The organism is Rhodococcus sp. IC4_135 (genome assembly GCF_011602025.1).
GTDB classification, from domain to species: domain Bacteria; phylum Actinomycetota; class Actinomycetes; order Mycobacteriales; family Mycobacteriaceae; genus Rhodococcus_F; species Rhodococcus_F baikonurensis.
Genome location: NZ_JAAOLG010000004.1, coordinates 277,039 through 298,850 on the forward strand (window position 1 = coordinate 277,039; position 21,812 = coordinate 298,850).

Here is a 21,812-nt window from a genome sequence, read left to right on the forward strand (position 1 = left end):
GGTGTCGCCGGCGGGGCGGTCAGGAGCCGACGGCTGCGAGTTCGGCTTCGACTGCGGCTTCGAGGCGATCGCGCACCTCGGGAACAGCGATCTTGTTGATGATTTCGTGGAAGAACCCACGTACGACCAGACGACGAGCCTGATCCTCCGGGATACCACGAGCACGCAGATAGAACAGCTGCTCGTCGTCGAAACGTCCCGTTGCACTTGCGTGACCGGCTCCGACGATCTCACCGGTCTCGATTTCGAGGTTCGGAACCGAGTCGGCGCGGGCGCCGTCGGTCAGCACCAGGTTGCGGTTGAGCTCGAACGTGTCGGTGCCCTCCGCTGCGGCGCGGATGAGAACGTCGCCGATCCACACGGTGTGCGCGTCGGGCTTGCCGGATCCGGGATCGCCCTGAAGCGCACCCTTGTAGACCACGTTGGACTTGCAGTTGGGCTGCGAATGATCCACCAGCAGACGCTGTTCCAGATGCTGGCCGGCGTCGGCGAAGTACAGGCCGAGCAGTTCGGCGTCGCCGCCCGGTCCGTCGTACTTGACGGTGGCGGACAGGCGAACCAGGTCGCCGCCCAGGCTGATCGAGGTGTACCGAAGCACTGCGTCGCGGTTCAGGCGAGCATGGTGTGACGTGACGTGAACTGCATCGTCCGCCCAGTCCTGAATCGCCACCACGGTCAACTGCGAGCTGTCACCGAGAACGAATTCGATGTTCTCCGCGAAGGTTCCGCTGCCGCGCTGGTCGATCACGAACGTCGCCTTGGCGAACTGCGCCAGACGAATCTGGGTGTGCCCGAAGGCGACATTGTCGACTCCGGGGCCGGTCATGGTGACCACGACGGGCTTCTCGACCTCGACCTCGGCGCCAACCGAGATGACCGTCGCAGTCTCGAAGCTCGAGTACGCCTGCGCTGCAATGCGATCCGCAGGAACACCAGCCTTGCCCAGACGCTCGTCGTCACGGCCGACGGTCTCGACGGTGATGTCGCTTCCCCCGTCCACCTCGACGGTGACCTGAGCGTTGGCAACGGCACTGCCGTCGTGCAAGCCGCGCAGACGACGCAGTGGGGTGAACCGCCAGATCTCGTCACGTCCGCCCGGGACCTCGAATGCATTGACGTCGAACGAGGAGAACTGCTCACCCTTGTTCGTGATGGGCGAGCCGGTGGCTGCACCCTTTACTGGAGCGGTCGGGTTCTCCCCGGCAACAGCTCCGATGACTCCGGTCTCTGGCGTGGTCACTAACCCACAGCCCCTTCCATCTGAAGTTCGATAAGGCGGTTGAGCTCGAGCGCGTACTCCATCGGGAGTTCCTTCGCGATGGGCTCGACGAATCCACGCACGATGGTGGCCATCGCCTCGTCCTCGGTCAGTCCGCGGCTCATCAGGTAGAAGAGCTGATCGTCGCTGACCTTGGAAACCGTGGCCTCGTGACCCATGGTGACGTCGTCCTCGCGGATGTCGACGTACGGGTAGGTGTCGCTGCGGCTGATCTGGTCGACGAGCAGAGCGTCACACTTGACGGTCGACTTGGAGCCGTGGGCACCCTTGTTGACCTGAACCAGACCGCGGTACGACGCACGTCCACCGCCACGGGCGACAGACTTGCTGATGATGGTCGAGGACGTGTGCGGCGCGAGGTGGAGCATCTTGGCGCCGGTGTCCTGGTGCTGGCCCTCACCGGAGAACGCGACGGAGAGAACCTCACCGCGGGCGTACTCGCCCATCAGCCACACGGCCGGGTACTTCATGGTGACCTTGGAGCCGATGTTGCCGTCGACCCACTCCATGGATCCGCCGGCTTCGACCTTGGTGCGCTTGGTCACCAGGTTGTAGACGTTGTTGGACCAGTTCTGGATGGTCGTGTAACGGCAGTGGCCGCCCTTCTTCACGATGATCTCGACTACGGCCGAGTGCAGTGAATCGGACTTGTAGATCGGCGCGGTGCAACCCTCGACGTAGTGCACGGAGGCATCTTCGTCGACGATGATCAGGGTGCGCTCGAACTGACCCATGTTCTCGGTGTTGATGCGGAAGTACGCCTGCAGCGGGATGTCCACGTGGACTCCCGGCGGAACGTAGATGAACGAGCCGCCCGACCACACGGCGGTGTTCAGCGCGGAGAACTTGTTGTCGCCGGCCGGGATGACCGATCCGAAGTACTCCTTGAACAGCTCCGGGTGCTGCTTGAGGCCGGTGTCCGTGTCGAGGAAGATGACGCCCTGCTCCTCGAGATCCTCACGGATCGAGTGGTAGACGACCTCGGACTCGTACTGAGCTGCGACGCCGGCAACGAGGCGCTGCTTCTCCGCCTCGGGGATGCCTAGCTTGTCGTACGTGTTCTTGATGTCCTCGGGCAGGTCTTCCCACGACTCGGCCTGCTTCTCGCTGGACCGGACGAAGTACTTGATGTTGTCGAAGTGAATGCCTTCGAGGTCGCTGCCCCAGTTCGGCATCGGCTTCTTGTCGAAGGTGCGCAGCGCCTTGAGCCGGATGTCGAGCATCCACTCGGGCTCGCTCTTCTTGGCGGAGATGTCCCGCACGACAGCCTCGGACAACCCGCGCTGCGCGCTGGCTCCGGCTTCGTCGGAATCGGACCAGCCGTAGCCGTAATGACCGAGGGACGCGATGGTCTCTTCCTGCGTGAGCGGCTCGGTGCCTGCTGCCGCAGTGGTAGTCGCCTGGTCTGATGTGACGGTCATGCGAGCTCCTTCCGGAGTCTTGTTTCTTGACGGCTGCTCGGTTTCAGCGAGGGCTGGTCGCTGCAGTCGAGCAGTTCTGACTTTGAAGAACTAGCTGAAAAATCTCTATTCGAACGCTGCTCTGCGGAATCACTCTGTAGAACAACACTCTCGGTAGAACTCTCGGTAGAACACTGTGGTCCGGTCATCTACTCCCGGTGGACACGAGGGGCACGTGCGTCGTGCAGGCGCAGTCACCGTTGGCGATGGTTGCCAGACGCTGGACATGCGTTCCGAGCAACTGCCGGAATGCTTGCTGCTCTGCTTCGCACAGTTCCGGAAACTCTTCTGCCACATGGGAAACCGGGCAGTGATGTTGGCAGATCTGCACACCGTTGCCGACCGGCCGGGTCGACGCTGCGAACCCCACCGCGTTGAAAGCTTCGGCGATTGCGTCCGCTGTCGCTTCGACGTTGTCGACATCCGTCGGATCAGCCGGTTCGACGTCTCCGACGATCGCCTGAACCCGACGCTTGGCGAATTCCTCGATTGCCGCATCTCCGCCGATTTCACGGAGTTGCCGCATCGCGGCTCCCGCCAGATCGTCGTAGGTGTGGCCCAGGCGCCCGCGACCGGTCGCGGTGATCTGGAACTGCTTGGCGGGACGACCTCGTCCGCGCTGGCGCAGCGACGACGCCGAAGCCGTTCGGGCTTCGCCGGACTCGATCAACGCATCCAAGTGACGTCGGACACCTGCGGCACTCAAACCGAGGCGTGTGCCGATTTCGGAGGCGGTAATGGGGCCTTCTTCGAGTAGCAGCTTGACCACTGCGGCCCGGGTCTGGCCTTCGACGCCCACCGTCACCGGATTTGCGACAGCACTCTGCGAGGTCGCTACAGTGGGCTGACCTGCAACTTCCTTGCTTCGAGGGTCTGACGCATTTCTTTTCACAACACAAGTGTGACGGAATTCTTTTCGCAGGTCTACTAAGGGCAACCTGCATTACATTCGGGAATATCCGGACAACGTACGTTGTTTGTGCTTGTCTGTCCGGCTGGATGGAGCCGCTACGCTGCCTGGTGTGCCGCAGACCCCCGAGAAGACGACGACCGCGCGATCGGCGCGCGCGATCCTGCTGGAAAAACCCAAGGCACTCGCGCTTTCCACGATCGGCGTTCGGCCTTTCGGTTCCGCTCCCCGGCAGAGTATGGCCGCGGTGTTGCACGGCGACGAAGACGAGCGCCCGGGCCTGAATGCGAAGGAAACTGCACAACTGCGCGGGATCCGCAGATTCGGAGCAACCGGCGCGGTACTGATGGCAGTCGGCGCACTCGGCGCGGGCGCACAACCCGTCCTTCAGAATCCGACCGCAGGACTTCGAGTCCTCAGCCTGCCCGGACGTATGCCGACCGTCTCACTCACCATGACGATGACCGGAACCGTGCTCGTCGTTCTCGCCTGGCTGATGATGGGCCGATTCGCTGTCGGAGACATACGCAGCCGTTCCGGCGCGCCGCGGCGCATGACCCGTTCTCAGCTGGACCGCACACTTCTGCTGTGGATCCTGCCGCTCTCGGTCGCGCCGCCGATGTTCAGCCGCGACGTCTACTCGTATCTGGCACAAAGCGAAATCGCGGCCCGTGGACTCGATCCGTATGCCATCGGCCCCAAGGCGGCGCTGGGCGTCGACCACGTTCTGACCCGCACGGTTCCGACGATCTGGCGCGACACCCCAGCTCCGTACGGACCGTTCTTCCTGTGGCTGGGACGCGGGATCAGCTCACTGACCGGCGACAACATCGTTGCCGGAATCTTCCTGCACCGCCTGCTCGCACTGGCCGGCGTCGCGCTCATCGTGTGGGCGATACCGCGACTGGCCAAGCGATGCGGTGTCTCTGCCGTCAGTTCACTCTGGCTCGGTGCCGCGAACCCGCTGTTGCTCTTCCACTTGGTAGCCGGCATCCACAACGAAGCTCTCATGCTCGGGTTGATGCTCGCCGGAATCGAGATCGCCCTCCGGGCAGTCGAAGGGTCCGAGCCCATCCGTGGGCAAGCACTGTTCTATCTCGTCGCGGGATCCGGGTTGATCGCGTTGTCCTCGACGGTCAAGATTCCGTCCTTGCTTGCACTGGGATTTGTCGGCATGGCCTTGGCCCGGCGTTGGGGTGGAACCTGGAAAGCACTGGCGGGAGCCGCGATTCTTCTGGGCATCGTTGCCGCCGTCGTCACGTTCGTCATCAGCGTGGCCAGTGGGCTCGGCATGGGTTGGATCAACACGCTCGGTACCGCAACGGCGGTGCGGAGTTGGATGTCCATCCCGACGCTGCTGGGCGTCGGCACGGGACTGGCCGGCGTACTGCTCGGGCTCGGTGATCACACCACCGCGATCCTCACGATCACGCGGCCCATCGCGTATCTCGTCGCGATGCTCATCACCGCGCGGATGATGATCTCGGTATACATGGGTCGCATTCACCCGGTCGGTGGACTCGGCATCGCCCTCGGCGCGATCGTTCTCCTGTTCCCCGTCGTTCAGCCGTGGTACCTGCTGTGGGCGATTCTCCCGTTGGCCGCGTGGGCCACCGCGCCGATCTTCCGTATCCCAGCTGTGGTCTTCACTTCGATCGTCAGCGTCATGTTGATGTCCAACGGCGCCGAATATCTTCCGTTCATGATCGTGCAGGCCGTCATCGCGACCATCCTCACCGCCGGAACGCTCATCGTCTTCACCCGCAATTCACTCCCCTGGCGTAGCGACAAGCCAGTAGCGGAGATCACGAAAGGCGGACCGGTAGACGAAGACAACTCGGCGGGGGCTTACGCTGATTCCCCGTGACCTCGAGAGCCTCCAGATCGTCGACGCCGGCGGTACAGATCCAGGGTGTCGTCAAGTCCTTCGACGGTGTTCGAGCCGTCGACGGTATCGATCTCACTGTCGAGACGGCCCAGGTCGTTGCCCTGCTCGGCCCCAACGGAGCCGGTAAGACAACCACCGTCGAGATGTGCGAAGGGTTCGTCACCCCAGACGCCGGCACCGTTCGGGTGCTCGGACTCGACCCCATCGCCGACTCCGGTGAAGTCCGATCGCGAATCGGCGTCATGTTGCAAGGCGGCGGCGCGTACCCCGGGTCCAAGGCCGGAGAAATGCTCGACCTCGTCGCCGCATACTCGGCCGACCCGCTCGATCCCGCCTGGCTGCTTTCCAAACTCGGCCTCACCGATGCGCGCAAGACCCCGTACCGTCGTCTCTCCGGAGGCCAGCAGCAACGACTGTCCCTGGCATGCGCGCTGGTCGGCCGTCCCGAATTGGTATTTCTCGACGAACCCACCGCCGGACTCGACGCTCAGGCGCGTCTACTCGTGTGGGAACTCATCGACGCTCTGCGACGCGACGGCGTGAGCGTTCTGCTCACCACGCACCTCATGGACGAGGCCGAAGCGCTCGCCGACGAACTGGTCATCATCGACCACGGCAAGATCGTCGCGTCGGGAACGCCGGCCGAGGTCACCAGCAAGGGCGCCGAAGGACAACTCCGTCTGACGACGGTTCCCGGTTTGAGCCTCGATTCGCTGGCCGGTTCACTCGCCGGGTTCCGCATCGAGGAATCCAACCCCGGCACCTACGTCGTCGAAGGTGCAATCGATCCGGCAACCGTGGCAACAGTTGCGACGTGGTGTGCCGATCAGGACGTGCTGATCAACGACATTCGCGTCGATCAACGGAGTCTGGAAGACGTCTTCCTCGAATTGACGGGCCGGGAACTGAGGGGATGACGGAGATCAAGGTCATGAACGAAACAGCGTCGAACGGCCAGAGCAGTCCCATCAGCGTTGCCAGAGACCGGCGGCTCGCCGAGAACCGCTTCGAGCCAGGCACCTTCTCGCCGGATCCCCGCCCCAGTTCGGCGGCCAAGATGCTGGCGGCGCAGACCAAACTGGAGCTGACTCTGCTGCTCCGCAACGGTGAGCAATTGCTACTCACCATGTTCATCCCGATCACCCTCCTCATCGGACTGTGTCTACTTCCGATCGGCGATTTGGGCGATTCTCGGGTCGATACCGTGCTCCCTGGTGTCATGATGGTTGCCGTGATGTCGACGGCGTTCACCGGACAGGCCATCGCCGTCGGATTCGATCGCCGATACGGCGCGCTCAAACGACTCGGTGCCACTCCCCTCCCACGGTGGGGAATCATCGCCGGTAAGAGCGCTGCCGTCATCATCGTTGTTGCCCTGCAGTCACTGCTGCTCGGTGCCATCGGCTTGGCGTTGGGGTGGCGTCCGTCGGTCGTCGAACTTCTACTCGGCGCCGTGGTCATTGCCATCGGTACCGTCACCTTTGCAGCGCTCGGACTGCTGCTCGGCGGCACGTTGCGCGCAGAGATCGTTCTCGCGCTCGCCAACGTCTTGTGGTTCATCATGGTGGGCATCGGCAGTGTGGTCTTCGCCAGTGGCGAACTGCCGACCGCTGTTCACACGCTGGTGCGAATAGTTCCCTCCGGCGCTCTCGCACATGCACTCGAAGCGGCCCTCGACACCTCGATGGACTGGTTCTCGATTCTCGTACTTCTCATCTGGGCCGCGGTGGCCGGTGTCTGCGCAGCAAGGTGGTTCAAGTTCACGTGAGTACACGACGGACAGCTCAGATCGTCGGCTGTGTCGCCGCAACAGTGATGTTGTGTGCCGGACCCGCAACGGCGACCCCTTCGGTGTCCGGTCCACTCGCACCTGCAAATCCGTACCTCGGTCCCGTCGGCACCTCCACCATGCACGGTGACGCCGGCTCGTCCGACGTCACTCCGCTGCCTGGTCCCGGAACCGGCCCCCACGAGGTCACTGCCTTCCCGATGATGGCCGCCTGCCCGACGGTTCTCCAGGGTTCCGACGGCATGGTCGTCTCGCTCTGCACGACGATGATCGGCCAGATCCCCACCATCCATTTGATCGATCCGAAGGCCGACGCCACGCCGTTGGGTAGATCCGTGGCACAACTGCCGCTCGCGAAGGGCAGTCTGCTCGGCGGCGTCTACGCCTACCTCGACAACGAGAACCGTCTCGTCGCCGTCGACGGAAACCGTCAACTGGTTCGCATTTCCCATGCGCAAAATCCGGACGGCAGTTGGCGTCTGGAACTCGCGGATGTCATCGATCTCAGTGGTGCGGTCGCCTCCGACGACAACGTCACCGGCCTCGCTCCGGACTGGGAAGGCAATGTCTGGTTCGCCACCGGGCACGGCACCGTGGGGTATGTCGGCACGGATCGGATCGCGCACAGCATTGCGCTTCCCGAGGGTGAACAGGTGCAGAACAGCATCTCCACCTCACCGACGGGTACTGCCGTCGCGACAACCCACGCGCTCTACCAACTGAAGCGAAGCGGCGACGAGGTCGTCATCGACTGGCGTCAGCCGTACGACCGCGGGCCTGCCCGCAATCCGGGTCAGCTCAGCTGGGGAACCGGATCGACGCCGACGTACTTCGGTCCTTCGACAGGCAGCGATTTCTTGACCATCGTCGACAACGCTCATCCGACGGTGAGCTTGCACGTCTATCGCGCTGACACGGGCGCCGAGGTGTGCACGCAGCCGGTGTTGTCCGCGGCCAGCCAGGACGGCTCGCCGAGCGGCAGCGAGAACTCCCCCGTAGGCATCGGTCATTCCGTCTACGTCGCCGGCACTTACGGATACCCGTACCCCACGACTCCTGAAGGTGCCGGTCCAGCAGTCCCCGCCACGGCACCCTTCAACGGCGGAATGACCCGCGTCGACATCGATCCGGTCGGCTGCCATGTCGTGTGGGACAACACCATTCGTAGCTCCGCGGTACCCCACCTGTCGACGGCTGACGGCTCGATCTACACCGTGACACGGGACGGCGCTGCGAACACCTCTCCGCTGGACGGTTACTCGTTCGCGGTGATCGACTCGAAGGACGGGTCACAGATCGGTTCGACTCCGCTGCCGTCGACCATCCTCAACGACACCCTGCAGATGTCGGCACTCATCACCGAGTCCGGCGAGTACTTCCAGGGAACGATCTCGGGAATCGTGCGGGTTCGCGCGAACTGATGCGAGCTGGGCCCCACGGCGCTGCGCAGTTCTGGTCCCGACGACATGGGGCAGGCGCGGAGCGAGCTGCCCCCAACGACACGGGGCAGGCGCGGAGCGAGCTGCCCCCAACGACACGGGGCAGGCGCGGAGCGAGCTGCCCCCAACGACACTGTGTAGTTGACGGGGAACTACCATCGTTGGCGTGGTGAATCGTGTGTATGCCGGATTTTTACGCTTGGTGGATCGACTACCTCTCCCCTCGCTGAAAACGCAGAAGATCATCGCGTTCATCGTGATCCTGACGCAGGGTGGTATCGCTGTCACCGGCGCGGTGGTGCGCGTGACGGACTCGGGACTCGGCTGCCCGACGTGGCCGCAGTGCTTCCCCGGTAGCTTCGTCCCGGTCGGCCACGGACAGGTCGCGGTGATTCATCAAGCCGTCGAATTCGGCAACCGTCTGCTCACGTTCCTGGTTGTGATTGTCGCGGCCGCTATCGTGCTCGCGGTGACTCGCGCTCGCCGCCGCAAAGAGGTGCTTGTCTACGCCTGGATGATGCCGCTCGGCACGGTCGTGCAGGCAGTGATCGGCGGTATCACCGTCCTCACAGGCCTGCTGTGGTGGACGGTGGCAATCCACCTGGTGGCGTCGATGCTGATGGTCTGGGTCGCCACGGTGATGTACGCGAAGATCGCCGAACCCGACGAGGCAACAACTCTGATCGTGATGCCGAAGCCGCTGCGTTGGCTGACCGCGCTGTCCGGAGTTGCGCTGGCCGGCGTGCTGGTCGCTGGCACCCTCGTAACGGGTGCAGGCCCGCACGCGGGTGACAAGGGACTGGACCGAACGGTGCCCCGCCTGGAAATCGAGATCGTGACGCTCGTTCATCTGCACTCGCAGTTGCTGGTCGGATACCTCGCACTGGTCGTGGGTCTGACCTTCGGCCTGTATGCGGTCGGGACATCAGCGGCGGTGAAGATCCGCTTGAAGGTCCTCCTGGGGCTTATCCTCGCGCAGTCACTCATCGGTGTCGTTCAGTACTTCACCGATGTGCCGGAGGTCCTGGTGATCATGCACGTCGCCGGTGCCGGTCTGTGCACTGCTGCGACCGCTGCAGTGTGGGCTGCGGGTAAGACTCGCCAGTTCACGCCGACCAGTTCGCCCGTACCAGCTGCCTGATACTTACACGTGTGGGGCGTAGGAACACCGAAAGGTGTTCCTACGCCCCACACGTCGTTTCAGGATTCGTTGCGTGCTTTCGGGAACCGAGTCTGGTTGGCGACCCAACCGGCCATCTTCTTGAAGTGGCCGTCTTGCGGGGTGACGATGCTCGTCAGCTCACGCTCCCACTCGGCAACGGTGACGGTGTCGAAGGAAGCGACGACCGCGTTGGCCGTGGCGAGGTCCTCGACGACCTGATCACCGAGGATGCCGTCGGCACCTACGAGGGTGATGCGGACGCCGGCGAGGCCGACCGGCTGGATGACCGCGCTGGCGGTGCCGCCGTGCTCGGCGACGAACTTGGTGATGGCGTTCACCGTGGACTTCGGCAGTTCCGGCGCGGACGGGGTGGCGTCCGACTTCTCGGTATCGGTGCTCATGACTCGACAATACTGGTCGGTAGCCCGAAAGCGACACCAGGCATGGACTGAGCGTCGGCCGCCTCGGGTGTAGAACAGAAACCATGCGAGCCATCTACGTGACCGAGACCGGCGGACCAGAGGTTCTGACTCTGACCGAACAACCCGAACCGACACCCGGCCCAGGCGATCTACTCGTCAAGACCGAAGCGATCGGCATCAATTTCATCGACACGTACTTCCGAATGGGCCAGTACAAGCGTCCGCTCCCCTACATTCCCGGCGACGAGGGCAGCGGTGTTGTCGAAGCTGTCGGATCCGACGTCTCCGAATTCACTGTGGGCGACCGTGTCGCGTGGGCTGCGGCCACCGGCAGCTATGCCGAGAAGGTGGCTGTTCCCGCCGCAGTCGCCGTGAAAGTGCCCGACGGTGTCCCCGCCTCGGCCGCGGCGTCGGCGCTCCTGCAGGGGATGACAGCGCACTACCTCGCGAAGTCGACGTATTCGATCCAGAGCGGCGACACCGTGCTCGTGCACGCAGGTGCGGGTGGCGTCGGGTTGATCCTGACGCAGATGGCCGTCAGCCTCGGTGCGAAGGTCATCACCACTGTGTCATCGAATGCGAAGGAAGAACTCTCGCGTGGCGCCGGCGCCTCGGAGGTCTTGCGGTACGAAGAGGACATCGCAGCGCGTGTGCGGGAATTGACCGGCGGCGAAGGAGTAGCGGCAGCGTACGACGGTGTCGGCGCGACGACCTTCGATTCGAGCTTGGCTTCCGTGCGTATCCGCGGCACGGTCGCGTTGTTCGGTGCGGCCAGTGGACCGGTTCCGCCTGTCGATCCGCAGCGGCTCAACTCGTCGGGATCGCTGTTCCTGACGCGTCCGACGCTCGCGCACCACATTCGCACTCGCGAGGAACTGACCTGGCGTGCCGGCGATGTCTTCGACGCCATTGCGGCCGGGAAACTCGATATTCGCGTCGGCGCCGAGTATACCCTCGCCGATGCGGCGACGGCCCATCGGGATCTGGAAGGTCGAGCAACGACAGGATCAATCGTTCTGATCCCCTAACGAAGTGCTGTGCGCCTTTATTAACCGCCCGCGGTTGATAAAGGCGCACAGCAGAATCAGCTGAGCATGTCGCTGATCGTCTGGAGTCCGAGAACCGAGTCGACGGCGAGGCCGACGAAAACGATCGCAAGATAGTTGTTGGACTGCAGGAACAGGCGCAGCGGCTTGACCTGAGCACCGCCACGAACGCTGCGGTACAGCTGATGTGCCATGAGCAGGAACCACGCACCGGCGACGATGGTGATGGCGGCGTAGATGACGCCCGAAGCGGGCACGAGGACAAGCGTCGTGACGACCATTGCCCAGCTGTAGAACAGGATCTGCTTGGTGACGTGCTCTTCGGTGGCGATCACCGGAAGCATGGGAACACCGGCAGCTTTGTAGTCCTCTTTGTAGCGCATGGCGAGCGCCCAGGTGTGCGGCGGCGTCCAGAAGAAGATGATCAGGAACAGCACGACGGGCTGCCAGCTCAGCGACCCGGTGACAGCGGCCCAGCCGACTAGCACGGGCATGCATCCGGCAGCGCCACCCCAGATGACGTTCTGCCAGGTACGACGCTTGAGCACCATCGTGTAGATGAGGACGTAGAACGCGATCGTGATCACGACGAGGATGCCGGCGAGGAGGTTGGCTCGCCACCACAGCCACAGGAACGATGCGAGTCCGAGCAGAAGCCCGAAGACGAGCGCGTTACGTGTCGGCACCGCCTCGCGCGCCAGCGGACGCTTCGCCGTGCGCTTCATGACCTTGTCGATGTCGGCGTCGACGACGCAGTTGAGCGAGTTCGCACTCGCCGCGCCCATCCAGCCACCGAACAGGGTGCTGAGGATCAGAACGATGTCGACTGTTCCGCGATCGGCCAGCAGCATTGCCGGAATGGTTGCCACCAACAGCAATTCGATCACTCGCGGCTTCGTGAGCGCGATATAAGCCAGAACCTTGCCCGTTGCGCGACCCCACACCGTATCGGTATTGGTCGCCCGCGGGGCGGCACCTGGGCTGCCGAAGCCATGTCCGCTCGGCTGTTGCCCTGTCCGCACGTTCTCTCCTTGCACCACGCGTTACCGCACTAACTCTTCACGACACACTGCTGACACTGTTCTCTACTACGAACGATGGTAGACCGCAGCCATTGAGGAACCGAATCGACCCGGACAGCCAGGACCATTAGGCTGGGTTACGCAGTGGAGGGACACCCCACCCTCGCAATCCACGTACACCATGTCAGGAGACATCTGCCAGTGTCGATCACAGACGAGATCCACGTCCTCACGCAACCCGTCCACCCCTCGGACTGGACCGACCTGGACACCAAGGCTGTCGATACCGCCCGCGTGCTCGCCGCCGACGCGGTTCAGAAGGTCGGCAACGGCCATCCCGGAACTGCAATGAGCTTGGCGCCGTTGGCATACACCCTCTTCCAGCGCGTCATGCGCCACGATCCTTCGGATGCAGAATGGGTCGGCCGTGACCGCTTCGTTCTTTCCTGTGGTCATTCGTCCTTGACGCTGTACACCCAGCTCTACCTGTCGGGCTACGGTCTCGAGCTCGCTGACCTCGAAGCTCTCCGCACGTGGGGCGCTCTGACCCCCGGTCACCCCGAGGTCGGCCACACCGTCGGCGTCGAGATGACCACCGGTCCGCTGGGCCAGGGTCTCGCCTCCGCAGTCGGCATGGCGATGGCCGCGCGTCGTGAGCGCGGACTGTTCGATCCGGAGACCCCGGTCGGCTCCTCCCCCTTCGACCATCACATCTATGTGATCGCGTCCGACGGTGACATCGAAGAAGGCGTCACGTCCGAGGCCTCGTCCCTCGCCGGTGTCCAGGAACTGGGCAACCTCATCGTCTTCTACGACGACAACAAGATCTCCATCGAGCACGACACCACCATCGCTCTCGGCGAAGACGTCGGAAAGCGATACGAGGCGTACGGCTGGCACGTTCAGCACGTCGAAGGTGGCGAGAACGTCTCCGGCATCCTCGACGCGGTTGCCGCGGCCAAGGCCGTCGTCGATCGTCCGTCCATCATCTTGCTCCGCACCATCATCGGTTTCCCGGCTCCGAAGAAGATGAACACCGGCGACGTCCACGGCTCCGCTCTCGGTGCCGACGAGGTTGCCGCGGTCAAGGAAGCCCTCGGCTTCGATCCGGCCAAGTCCTTCGACGTCGACGCCGACGCGCTGGCTCACGCCCGTGAGGTCGTCTCCCGCGGCGCCGACGCACGCAAGGCATGGCAGGTCGAGTTCGACGCGTGGGCCGCACGTGAGACCGAGCGCAAGGAACTCTTCGACCGCCTGTTCGCCGGGGAATTCCCCGCCGGCTGGGCAGACGCTCTGCCGACCTACGAGGCCGACGCCAAGGGCGTTGCGACTCGCAAGGCCTCCGGTTCGGCACTCAACGCGCTCGGACCGATCCTGCCCGAGCTGTGGGGCGGCTCCGCCGACCTCGCAGGCAGCAACAACACCACCATCAAGGGTGCAGATTCGTTCGGCCCCTTCTCCATCTCCACCAACGACTGGAATGCGCAGCCCTACGGCCGCACACTCCACTTCGGTATCCGTGAGCACGCGATGGGCTCGATCCTCAACGGCATTGCGCTGCACGGCCCGACCCGCCCGTACGGCGGAACCTTCATGGTCTTCTCCGATTACATGCGTCCGGCGGTTCGCCTGGCCGCACTGATGAAGACTGCCGTCACCTACGTCTGGACCCACGACTCCATCGGTCTCGGCGAAGACGGCCCGACTCACCAGCCGGTCGAGCACCTCGCTGCTCTTCGTGCGATCCCGAACCTCGCCGTCGTCCGCCCGGGTGACGCCAACGAGACCTCGTTCGCATGGCAGGCAGCACTCGAGAACAAGACGGGCCCGACGGCTCTGGCACTCACCCGCCAGGACATCCCGGTTCTCGAAGGCACCAAGGAGAAGGCTGCCGAGGGAGTCAAGCGCGGCGCTTACGTCCTCGTCGACGCAGCCAACGGTTCGCCCGAGGTCATCTTGCTGGCCACCGGTTCCGAACTGCATCTGGCCACCGAGGCTCGCGAGACCCTCGAAGCTCAGGGCGTCGCAACCCGCGTCGTCTCCGTGCCCTGCCTCGACTGGTTCCTCGAGCAGGATCAGGCGTACCGCGACGAGGTCATTCCGCCCGCCGTCCGCGCGCGTGTGTCCGTCGAAGCCGGCATCGCGATGCCGTGGTGGCGCATCCTCGGCGACGCCGGTCAGGCCGTCTCGCTCGAGCACTACGGCGCTTCCGCCGATTACAAGACCTTGTTCCGGGAGTTCGGCATCACTGCCGACGCGACTGTCGAAGCCGCGCAGCGCTCCCTCGCAGCTGTGAAGGGATGATCTCGATGACACAGAACGTGAATACCGAAAAGCTCTCCGCTGCAGGCGTTTCCATCTGGCTCGACGACCTCTCGCGAGATCGCATCCAGTCCGGCAACCTGCAGAACCTCATCGACACGAAGTCGATCGTGGGCGTCACGACCAACCCGTCGATCTTCCAGGCAGCACTCTCCAAGGGATCGGCCTACGACGCTCAGGTCCGTGAGCTCGCACAGCGCGGCGCCGATGTCGACGCCACCATCACCGCGGTGACCACCGACGACGTGCGTGCTGCGTGTGACATCCTGGCTCCGCAGTTCGAGGCGTCGAACGGCGTCGACGGACGCGTGTCCATCGAGGTCGATCCTCGCCTGGCACACGACACCGACGCCACCGTCGCGCAGGCGATCGAGCTGCACAAGATCGTCGATCGCCCGAACGTCCTGATCAAGATCCCCGCGACGTTGGCAGGCATTCCCGCCATCGCCAAGGTGATCGGCGAGGGCATCAGCGTCAACGTCACCTTGATCTTCTCGGTCGAGCGCTACGAAGCAGTCATGGGCGCATACCTCGACGGTCTCGACACCGCCAAGGCTGCCGGCCGCGACATCTCCTCCATCGAGTCGGTCGCCTCGTTCTTCGTTTCCCGCGTGGATTCCGAGATCGACAACCGCCTCACGGCAATCGGCACGCCGGAAGCCCTCGAGCTTCGTGGCAAGGCTGCACTCGCAAACGCACGTCTGGCGTACAACGCGTACCAGCAGATCTTCGAGGTGCAGCCGCGCTTCCAGGCTCTTCTGGCCGACGGCGCCAAGGCTCAGCGTCCGCTGTGGGCGTCGACCGGCGTGAAGAACCCGGATTACCCCGACACGCTCTACGTCACCGAGTTGGTTGCGCCGAACACGGTCAACACCATGCCGGAGAAGACGCTCGACGCTCTCGCCGACCACGGCGAGATCACCGGCGACACGATCTCGGGCACCGCTCAGGAGTCGCAGGCGGTCTTCGATCAGCTCGCTGCAGTCGGCATCGATCTTGCGGACGTGTTCAAGGTCCTCGAGACAGAGGGCGTCGACAAGTTCGAGGTGTCCTGGAACGAGTTGCTCGACGCAACCGCCGAGCAGCTCCGCGCAGCAACCCAGAAGAGCTGAGCCTGTGAGCGATTCCGCGGCGGCATCAGATTGGGTGAACCCCCTTCGGGACAGCACCGACAAACGGCTTCCGCACATTGCGGGGCCCTGCGCCCTGGTGATTTTCGGTGTTACCGGCGACCTTGCCAGGCGCAAGCTCATGCCCGCCATCTACGACCTCGCCAACCGTGGACTGTTGCCGCCCGGATTCGCACTGGTCGGGTTCGCCCGGCGTGACTGGACGGACGAGGACTTCGCGAACGTCGTCCTCGAAGCAGTCAAGGACGGCGCTCGCACCAAGTTCCGTCAGGACGTGTGGGAGCGGCTCGCCGAAGGCATCCGGTTCGTGGAGGGCAGTTTCGACGAGGCCGAGGCCTTCCAGAACCTGTCCGACACGTTGGCCACGCTCGACAACGAGCGTGGCATCGGCGGCAATCACGGTTTCTACCTTGCGATTCCGCCCAACGCGTTTCCTCAGGTGCTCGAGCAGCTGTCGGCGTCGGGCCTCGCGCAGGCCGAGGACGGTCAGTGGCGGCGAGTCGTCATCGAGAAGCCGTTCGGTCACGACCTCGAGAGCGCTCGCGAACTGAACGCCGTCGTCAACAAGGTGTTCCCCGAGGACACGGTCTTCCGTATCGACCACTACCTCGGCAAGGAAACCGTCCAGAACATCCTGGCTCTGCGCTTCGCGAACCAGTTGTTCGATCCGATCTGGAACGCGCACTACGTCGACCACGTCCAGATCACGATGGCCGAGGACATCGGCCTCGGTGGCCGTGCCGGGTACTACGACGGCATCGGCGCAGCCCGCGACGTGATCCAGAATCACCTGCTGCAGTTGCTCGCGTTCACGGCGATGGAAGAACCCATCAGCTTCGAGCCGCTCAACTTGCAGGCGGAGAAGATCAAGGTCCTCTCCGCTACTCGCCTCGCCGAGCCCCTCGACGAGACCACCGCCCGCGGCCAGTACGCGGGCGGCTGGCAGGGCGGGCTGCCCGTGGTCGGGCTCCTGGAAGAAGACGGCTTCGCAGCGGACTCCATCACGGAGACCTTTGCCGCCATCACCCTCGAGGTCGACACCCGCCGCTGGGCAGGTGTGCCGTTCTACCTGCGTACCGGCAAACGACTCGGCCGTCGCGTCACCGAGATCGCGGTGGTGTTCAAACGTGCACCGCACCTGCCGTTCGACAAGACGATGACCGAAGACCTCGGCCAGAATGCTCTGGTCATCCGGGTGCAGCCCGACGAGGGGGTCACCATGCGGTTCGGTTCGAAGGTCCCCGGATCGAGCATGGAAGTCCGTGACGTCAACATGGACTTCTCGTACGGTCAGGCTTTCACCGAGTCGTCACCGGAAGCGTACGAGCGACTCATCCTCGACGTGTTGCTCGGCGAGCCGTCTCTCTTCCCGGTCAATGCCGAAGTCGAATTGTCTTGGGAGATCCTCGATCCCGTCCTCGAACACTGGGCAGCCGGCGGTAAGCCGGAACCCTACGAGGCCGGAACGTGGGGACCCCCGTCTGCGGACGAAATGATGCAACGCACCGGACGCGAATGGAGGCGACCCTAGTGATTCTCGATTTGCCGTCCACCACCACGGTCCAGGTCAGCAAAAAACTGGTCGAGGTCCGCAAGACCGGCGGCGCTGTCACCTTGGGGCGAGTGTTGACGCTCGTCGTCTGCACCAGGGACACCGGGAATGCCGAGGAAGCCATCGAGGCTGCCAACGAGGCAAGCCGAGAGCACCCTTGCCGCGTCATCGTGCTTCTGCGTGGTGATGAGCAGAGTGAGCCTCGACTCGACGCTCAGATCCGTGTCGGCGGAGACGCCGGCGCCTCGGAGGTCGTGGTGCTGCGCCTCTACGGTCCGTTGGCCGATCACGAGAGCAGCGTCGTCATCCCGTTCCTGCTTCCCGACACACCGGTTGTTGCCTGGTGGCCCCTTGAGGCACCTGAGATTCCGGCCAAGGATCCCGTCGGGAGGCTCGCGATACGGCGTATCACCGATGCCACCGGCGCGCCCGATCCGACTGCCACCATCAAGGGTCGACTCGCGTCGTACACCGCCGGTGACACCGATCTCGCCTGGAGTCGCGTCACCTATTGGCGCGCTCTGCTCGCGTCGGCTCTCGATCAGCCGCCGCACGAGAAGATCACCTCCGCAGTGGTCTCCGGTCTCAAAACCGAACCGGCACTGGATATTCTCGCCGGTTGGCTGGCAGCCAAGATCGACGGTCCGGTCATCCGGCGTACGGGTGAGCTGACGGTCGAGTTGAAGCTCGAGACCCGCAGCATCTCCATCAGTCGTCCGCAGGAGGGAACGACTGCAACCTTGATCCGCACCGGTCAGCCTGACGCGTTGGTTTCTCTGGGGCGCCGAGAGACACGCGATTGCCTCGCCGAGGAATTGCGTCGACTCGATCCAGACGAGATCTACGAAGAAGCGCTGGCAGGACTGGAGAAGGTGACCTATGAGTGAAGTTGTCGTAGAGAAGTTTTCCGACGCAGGCAAACTGGTCGATGCTGCTGCCGCACGCCTGGTCACGACCATCGTCGACGCCCAGAAAGCTCGCGGAGTCGCGTCCATCGTGCTGACCGGCGGTGGAACCGGCATCGCACTTCTCGAGAAGTTGCGTGCGGCACCCGGCGACATCGACTGGTCGCAGATCGATCTGTACTGGGGCGACGAGCGGTTCCTGCCGTCCGGCGATCCCGAGCGGAACGAAGTGCAGGCACGTGAGGCACTCCTCGATCACGTCGCGGTCGATCCCGACCGGGTGCACCCGATGGCTGCATCCGACGGTATCTACGACGGTGATCCCCACGGTGCGGCGACGGCGTACGAACAACTGCTGGGTGCTCAGGCGCACGGCAATCAGGTTCCGACGTTCGACGTGCACCTGCTCGGTATGGGCGACGAAGGGCACGTCAACTCACTGTTCCCGCACACCGATGCTGTTCGCGAAGAAGCGCGTTTCGTGGTCGCGGTGACGGACTCCCCCAAGCCGCCGCCGGTTCGTATCACGCTGACGCTGCCTGCTGTTCGGCGAGCCAAAGAGGTCTGGCTACTCGTCTCCGGCGCTGCAAAGGCCGAGGCCGTTGCCGAAGCCGTCGGAGGTGCTTCCGCCGAAGACTGGCCGTCAGCCGGTGCCACCGGTTTGGTTGCGACACGTTGGTTCCTCGACACGGACGCCGCCTCGCAGCTTCCGTAATCTGATTTCACGGATCTGATTTCACGGATCTGATTTCACACCGGGCCGGGAATCGTCTTCAGGCGATTCCCGGCCCGGAGGTGCATCGAGGGTGTTCTCACAGTGGCAAGTCCCGACTACAAGACGAGTCCGGATCAGAGGCGAATTCCCTTTGGATGCAACTGAACTCAATCCCGAGATTCCACTTCTCCAACGGGCACTCTGACCCACACAACGATTCATTTCTCTCCCTGTCTCGTTCTTCGAGCAATTACTTCCTTGGACGCCGCGGAGTACGGTTCGGTTCCGCTGAGCGCCCTCGCTCTTGAACGAAGCAATCCAGGCGAGAACAATCGAACAATGTCGTGGACACCGAATCCGGACGCACTTCGCGGGCGAGTTGCTGTTGTTGCCGGGGCGACGAGGGGCGCCGGACGCGGGATCGCCGCAGCCTTGGGCGAGGCCGGTGCAACCGTCATCTGCACTGGCCGGAGCACATCTGCCGGAATACTTCAGTCGGACTATCCGCGCGGCGAAACCATCGAAGAGACGGCAGAGCTTGTCACCGAACTCGGCGGCGTCGGCGTGCCGATTGCCGTCGATCATCTCGAGAGCAAACAAGTGACTGATCTCTCCGAACGCTTGCGTGCTGACTATCAACATATCGACATCTTGGTCAATGACATCTGGGGCGCGGAACTGCTCAAGGGTGGGCCGGCGGAGTGGAACACGCCGGTATGGGAACTCGATCTGGACAAGGGCTTTCACATCTTGCGTCTGGCGATCGACACCCACATCACCACGTCGCACCACCTCCTGCCGCTGATGATCGATCGGCCAGGCGGACTCGTCGCCGAGATAACCGACGGCACTACCGAATACAACGCGTCGAACTATCGCATCTCGGTGTTCTACGACTTGGCGAAGGTGTCCGTGAACAGGCTTGCATTTTCGCAAGGCCACGAACTTGCCCCGTTCGGCTGTACTGCCGTCGCCATCACTCCAGGGTTCCTGCGATCAGAGATGATGCTCGACAATTTCGGTGTCGGCGAATCGAATTGGCGTGACGCTTTGTTGCCGGTTCGAGATGGTCCGACTGCGCCTGCGGATTTTGCCCGCTCCGAGTCACCAAGATTCATCGGACGTGCGATCGCCGCCCTCGCCGCCGATCCGAATCGGAAGCGATGGAATCAGCGATCGGTCAGTTCAGGCGAACTCGGAACGGAATACGGGTTCACCGACACCGACGGCAGCCGACCGGATTTTTGGCGAGCCAACTGAATCCGACTGTGATTAAGATCCGTTCATGGCCGAATTCGCGACGATCGACCAATACATCGCGTCGTTTCCCGCCGACGAGCAACGAGTCCTCGAGAGCATCCGCGAGACGATCCACAACACCGTTCCCGGCCTCGATGAAACCATCAGCTATCAGATGCCCACCATGAGAGTGAACGGGAAGAATCTGGTTCACTTCGCAGGCTGGAAACACCACATCTCGATGTACCCGCTCCCGGCAGGTGATGCAGAGTTCGAGAAGTCCGTCGACCCGTACCGGGCTGCGAAATCAACGGTGAAGTTCCCGCTGAACAAACCGATCCCTCTCGACCTCGTGGCCCGAATCGTCGAATTGCTCGCGCAGCGCCACTAGCTCCAGTTCCCGTCGGAGCCTTGTGAGAGCGTATGGCCGTGCAGAGACAACCCATCCGACGCATCAAAGCCGGGACATCGTCAGGCGCTGATGTAGGCAGCTGGCCGATGACGGTGCCCGCTGTTGCGCAGATCGTTCAGGACGGTCTCGAACTTCCACCGGGTGTCACCATTCTGGTCGGCGAAAACGGAGCGAGAAAAGTCGACCGTCATCGAAATTCTTGCCGCCGTTCTCGGTCTCAATGCCGAAGGCGGGTCGACCAATACGCGGCATCAGACTCGATCGAGTGAACCGGGCGGCCTCGACCTTGTGGTCGAGCGGAGTCCCGGCGCATCGAAGTGGGCGTACTACCTCCGAGACGAAACCTTGCACGGGCTGTACACGTATTTGGAGGACAACCCCAATCCCAGGCGACCTGAACCGCTTTACCATCACCTCTCCCACGGTGAGGCGCTGCTCGAGATCCTGTCGTCGAGGACCTCGGACGGCGGCTTCTATCTCATCGACGAACCCGATGCCGCACTCTCCTTCCAAGGAACTTTGACGCTGGCCGCGTTGCTTGGCGAGCTGGTGGAATCCGGCGCGCAGGCGTTGATCGCGACGCACTCGCCGATCATCGCGGCGCTGCCGAACGCCAATCTGCTCGAGATCGGCGAATGGGGAATCAGGAGTGCAGCCTGGGAGGACCTCGACCTCGTCTCGAACTGGCAGCGATTCCTGCACGACCCGCAGACGTACCTGCGCCACCTGATCTAACCTGGAACTCCACCCCCAGGAGGCCTCCATGGCATACGACAAAGCGTTGGCCGAGCGTATCCGCGACGCGCTCTCGGGCGAGGACGACGTCGAAGAAGTCAAGATGTTCGGTGGCCTGAGTTTCATGGTCAACGGGAAGCTGGCCGCCAGCGCGAACTCACACGGAAACATCATGGTTCGCTGCGACCCCGATCGAGTCGATGAGCTCCTGACCCACAAGGGTGCGAGTTGGCCCGAGATGCGGGGTAAGCCGATGAGCAAGGGATGGATCGTGGTCGACCGAACGGGTACGAGTTCGAACGTCGAGTTCGATGCGTGGATCAAGGAAGCTCTGGACTTCGTTCACTGACCGGTAGTGCCGCCTCGAGCAATTTCGGTCGATTCG

Annotated in this window: 20 protein-coding genes; 15 read left to right on the forward strand and 5 right to left on the reverse strand. The window is 63.4% G+C overall.

All coding sequences use genetic code 11. The features are described 5' to 3' along the window. Positions 1–19 precede the first annotated feature (19 nt). The 3 genes from sufD to G8767_RS11350 all read right to left on the reverse strand — a co-directional run bounded on the left by sufD (position 20) and on the right by G8767_RS11350 (position 3,631). The gene (sufD, locus tag G8767_RS11340; protein WP_124568616.1) at positions 20–1,240 is read right to left on the reverse strand and encodes a Fe-S cluster assembly protein SufD; all 1,221 of its coding nucleotides are present in this window, start codon (positions 1,238–1,240) and stop codon (positions 20–22) included. After that, positions 1,240–2,700, reverse strand: a complete 1,461-nt coding sequence (gene sufB, locus G8767_RS11345) for a Fe-S cluster assembly protein SufB (protein ID WP_003944799.1) — start codon at positions 2,698–2,700, stop codon at positions 1,240–1,242. The genes sufD and sufB overlap by 1 nt, the downstream gene beginning before the upstream one ends. A gap of 184 nt (positions 2,701–2,884) precedes the next feature. Beyond that, positions 2,885–3,631 (reverse strand): metalloregulator ArsR/SmtB family transcription factor, encoded by a 747-nt coding sequence (locus tag G8767_RS11350; RefSeq protein ID WP_296555487.1) that lies wholly within the window; start codon positions 3,629–3,631, stop codon positions 2,885–2,887. Positions 3,632–3,761: 130 nt separating this feature from the next. On the opposite strand from G8767_RS11350, the gene mptB reads away from it, so the two are divergent. The 5 genes from mptB (at position 3,762) to G8767_RS11375 (ending at position 9,906) form a co-directional block, all read left to right on the forward strand. After that, the gene (mptB, locus tag G8767_RS11355; RefSeq protein WP_124568617.1) at positions 3,762–5,516 is read left to right on the forward strand and encodes a polyprenol phosphomannose-dependent alpha 1,6 mannosyltransferase MptB; all 1,755 of its coding nucleotides are present in this window, start codon (positions 3,762–3,764) and stop codon (positions 5,514–5,516) included. Next, a complete protein-coding gene (locus G8767_RS11360; protein ID WP_007727917.1) occupies positions 5,513–6,454 on the forward strand; it encodes an ABC transporter ATP-binding protein in 942 nt (313 codons plus the stop codon). The genes mptB and G8767_RS11360 overlap by 4 nt, the downstream gene beginning before the upstream one ends. Continuing rightward, positions 6,451–7,305: an ABC transporter permease gene (locus tag G8767_RS11365; RefSeq protein ID WP_095970179.1), complete on the forward strand. Its 855-nt coding sequence runs from the start codon at positions 6,451–6,453 to the stop codon at positions 7,303–7,305. Before G8767_RS11360 ends, G8767_RS11365 begins: the two co-directional genes overlap by 4 nt. A gap of 47 nt (positions 7,306–7,352) precedes the next feature. Then, entirely contained in the window at positions 7,353–8,747 is a 1,395-nt protein-coding gene (locus G8767_RS11370) for a hypothetical protein (RefSeq protein WP_206029251.1), read from the forward strand. Positions 8,748–8,931: 184 nt separating this feature from the next. Beyond that, entirely contained in the window at positions 8,932–9,906 is a 975-nt protein-coding gene (locus tag G8767_RS11375) for a heme A synthase (RefSeq protein WP_185564770.1), read from the forward strand. Positions 9,907–9,965: 59 nt separating this feature from the next. Here the strand turns inward: G8767_RS11375 and G8767_RS11380 are convergent, their stop codons facing one another. Then, positions 9,966–10,328 carry a hypothetical protein gene (locus G8767_RS11380; protein ID WP_095970181.1) on the reverse strand — a complete coding sequence of 121 codons (363 nt, stop codon included), beginning with the start codon at positions 10,326–10,328 and terminating at the stop codon, positions 9,966–9,968. A gap of 83 nt (positions 10,329–10,411) precedes the next feature. On the opposite strand from G8767_RS11380, the gene G8767_RS11385 reads away from it, so the two are divergent. Then, the gene (locus tag G8767_RS11385) at positions 10,412–11,377 is read left to right on the forward strand and encodes a quinone oxidoreductase (protein WP_166810207.1); all 966 of its coding nucleotides are present in this window, start codon (positions 10,412–10,414) and stop codon (positions 11,375–11,377) included. A gap of 56 nt (positions 11,378–11,433) precedes the next feature. Here the strand turns inward: G8767_RS11385 and G8767_RS11390 are convergent, their stop codons facing one another. Then, positions 11,434–12,417, reverse strand: a complete 984-nt coding sequence (locus tag G8767_RS11390) for a heme o synthase (RefSeq protein WP_003944994.1) — start codon at positions 12,415–12,417, stop codon at positions 11,434–11,436. 201 nt (positions 12,418–12,618) lie between these two features. Between G8767_RS11390 and tkt the strand changes: the two genes are divergently transcribed. The 9 genes from tkt (at position 12,619) to G8767_RS11435 (ending at position 21,776) form a co-directional block, all read left to right on the forward strand. Continuing rightward, positions 12,619–14,721, forward strand: a complete 2,103-nt coding sequence (gene tkt / locus G8767_RS11395; protein WP_003944976.1) for a transketolase — start codon at positions 12,619–12,621, stop codon at positions 14,719–14,721. A 5-nt stretch (positions 14,722–14,726) separates the two neighbouring features. Continuing rightward, a complete protein-coding gene (gene tal, locus G8767_RS11400) occupies positions 14,727–15,851 on the forward strand; it encodes a transaldolase (protein WP_166810208.1) in 1,125 nt (374 codons plus the stop codon). Positions 15,852–15,855: 4 nt separating this feature from the next. Continuing rightward, entirely contained in the window at positions 15,856–17,400 is a 1,545-nt protein-coding gene (zwf, locus tag G8767_RS11405) for a glucose-6-phosphate dehydrogenase (RefSeq protein WP_003944956.1), read from the forward strand. Further along, positions 17,400–18,308, forward strand: coding sequence for a glucose-6-phosphate dehydrogenase assembly protein OpcA (gene opcA, locus G8767_RS11410; protein ID WP_095970270.1), 909 nt, complete (start codon positions 17,400–17,402; stop codon positions 18,306–18,308). Before zwf ends, opcA begins: the two co-directional genes overlap by 1 nt. Next, positions 18,301–19,041 (forward strand): 6-phosphogluconolactonase, encoded by a 741-nt coding sequence (gene pgl / locus G8767_RS11415; RefSeq protein ID WP_166810209.1) that lies wholly within the window; start codon positions 18,301–18,303, stop codon positions 19,039–19,041. Before opcA ends, pgl begins: the two co-directional genes overlap by 8 nt. Before the next feature lie 339 nt (positions 19,042–19,380). Continuing rightward, a complete protein-coding gene (locus G8767_RS11420; RefSeq protein ID WP_166810210.1) occupies positions 19,381–20,301 on the forward strand; it encodes an SDR family oxidoreductase in 921 nt (306 codons plus the stop codon). Positions 20,302–20,326: 25 nt separating this feature from the next. Next, a complete protein-coding gene (locus G8767_RS11425) occupies positions 20,327–20,671 on the forward strand; it encodes a DUF1801 domain-containing protein (RefSeq protein ID WP_166810211.1) in 345 nt (114 codons plus the stop codon). 162 nt (positions 20,672–20,833) lie between these two features. Next, positions 20,834–21,427, forward strand: coding sequence for an AAA family ATPase (locus G8767_RS11430; RefSeq protein ID WP_240952156.1), 594 nt, complete (start codon positions 20,834–20,836; stop codon positions 21,425–21,427). A gap of 28 nt (positions 21,428–21,455) precedes the next feature. Further along, a complete protein-coding gene (locus tag G8767_RS11435; protein WP_166810212.1) occupies positions 21,456–21,776 on the forward strand; it encodes a TfoX/Sxy family protein in 321 nt (106 codons plus the stop codon). Positions 21,777–21,812 lie beyond the last annotated feature (36 nt).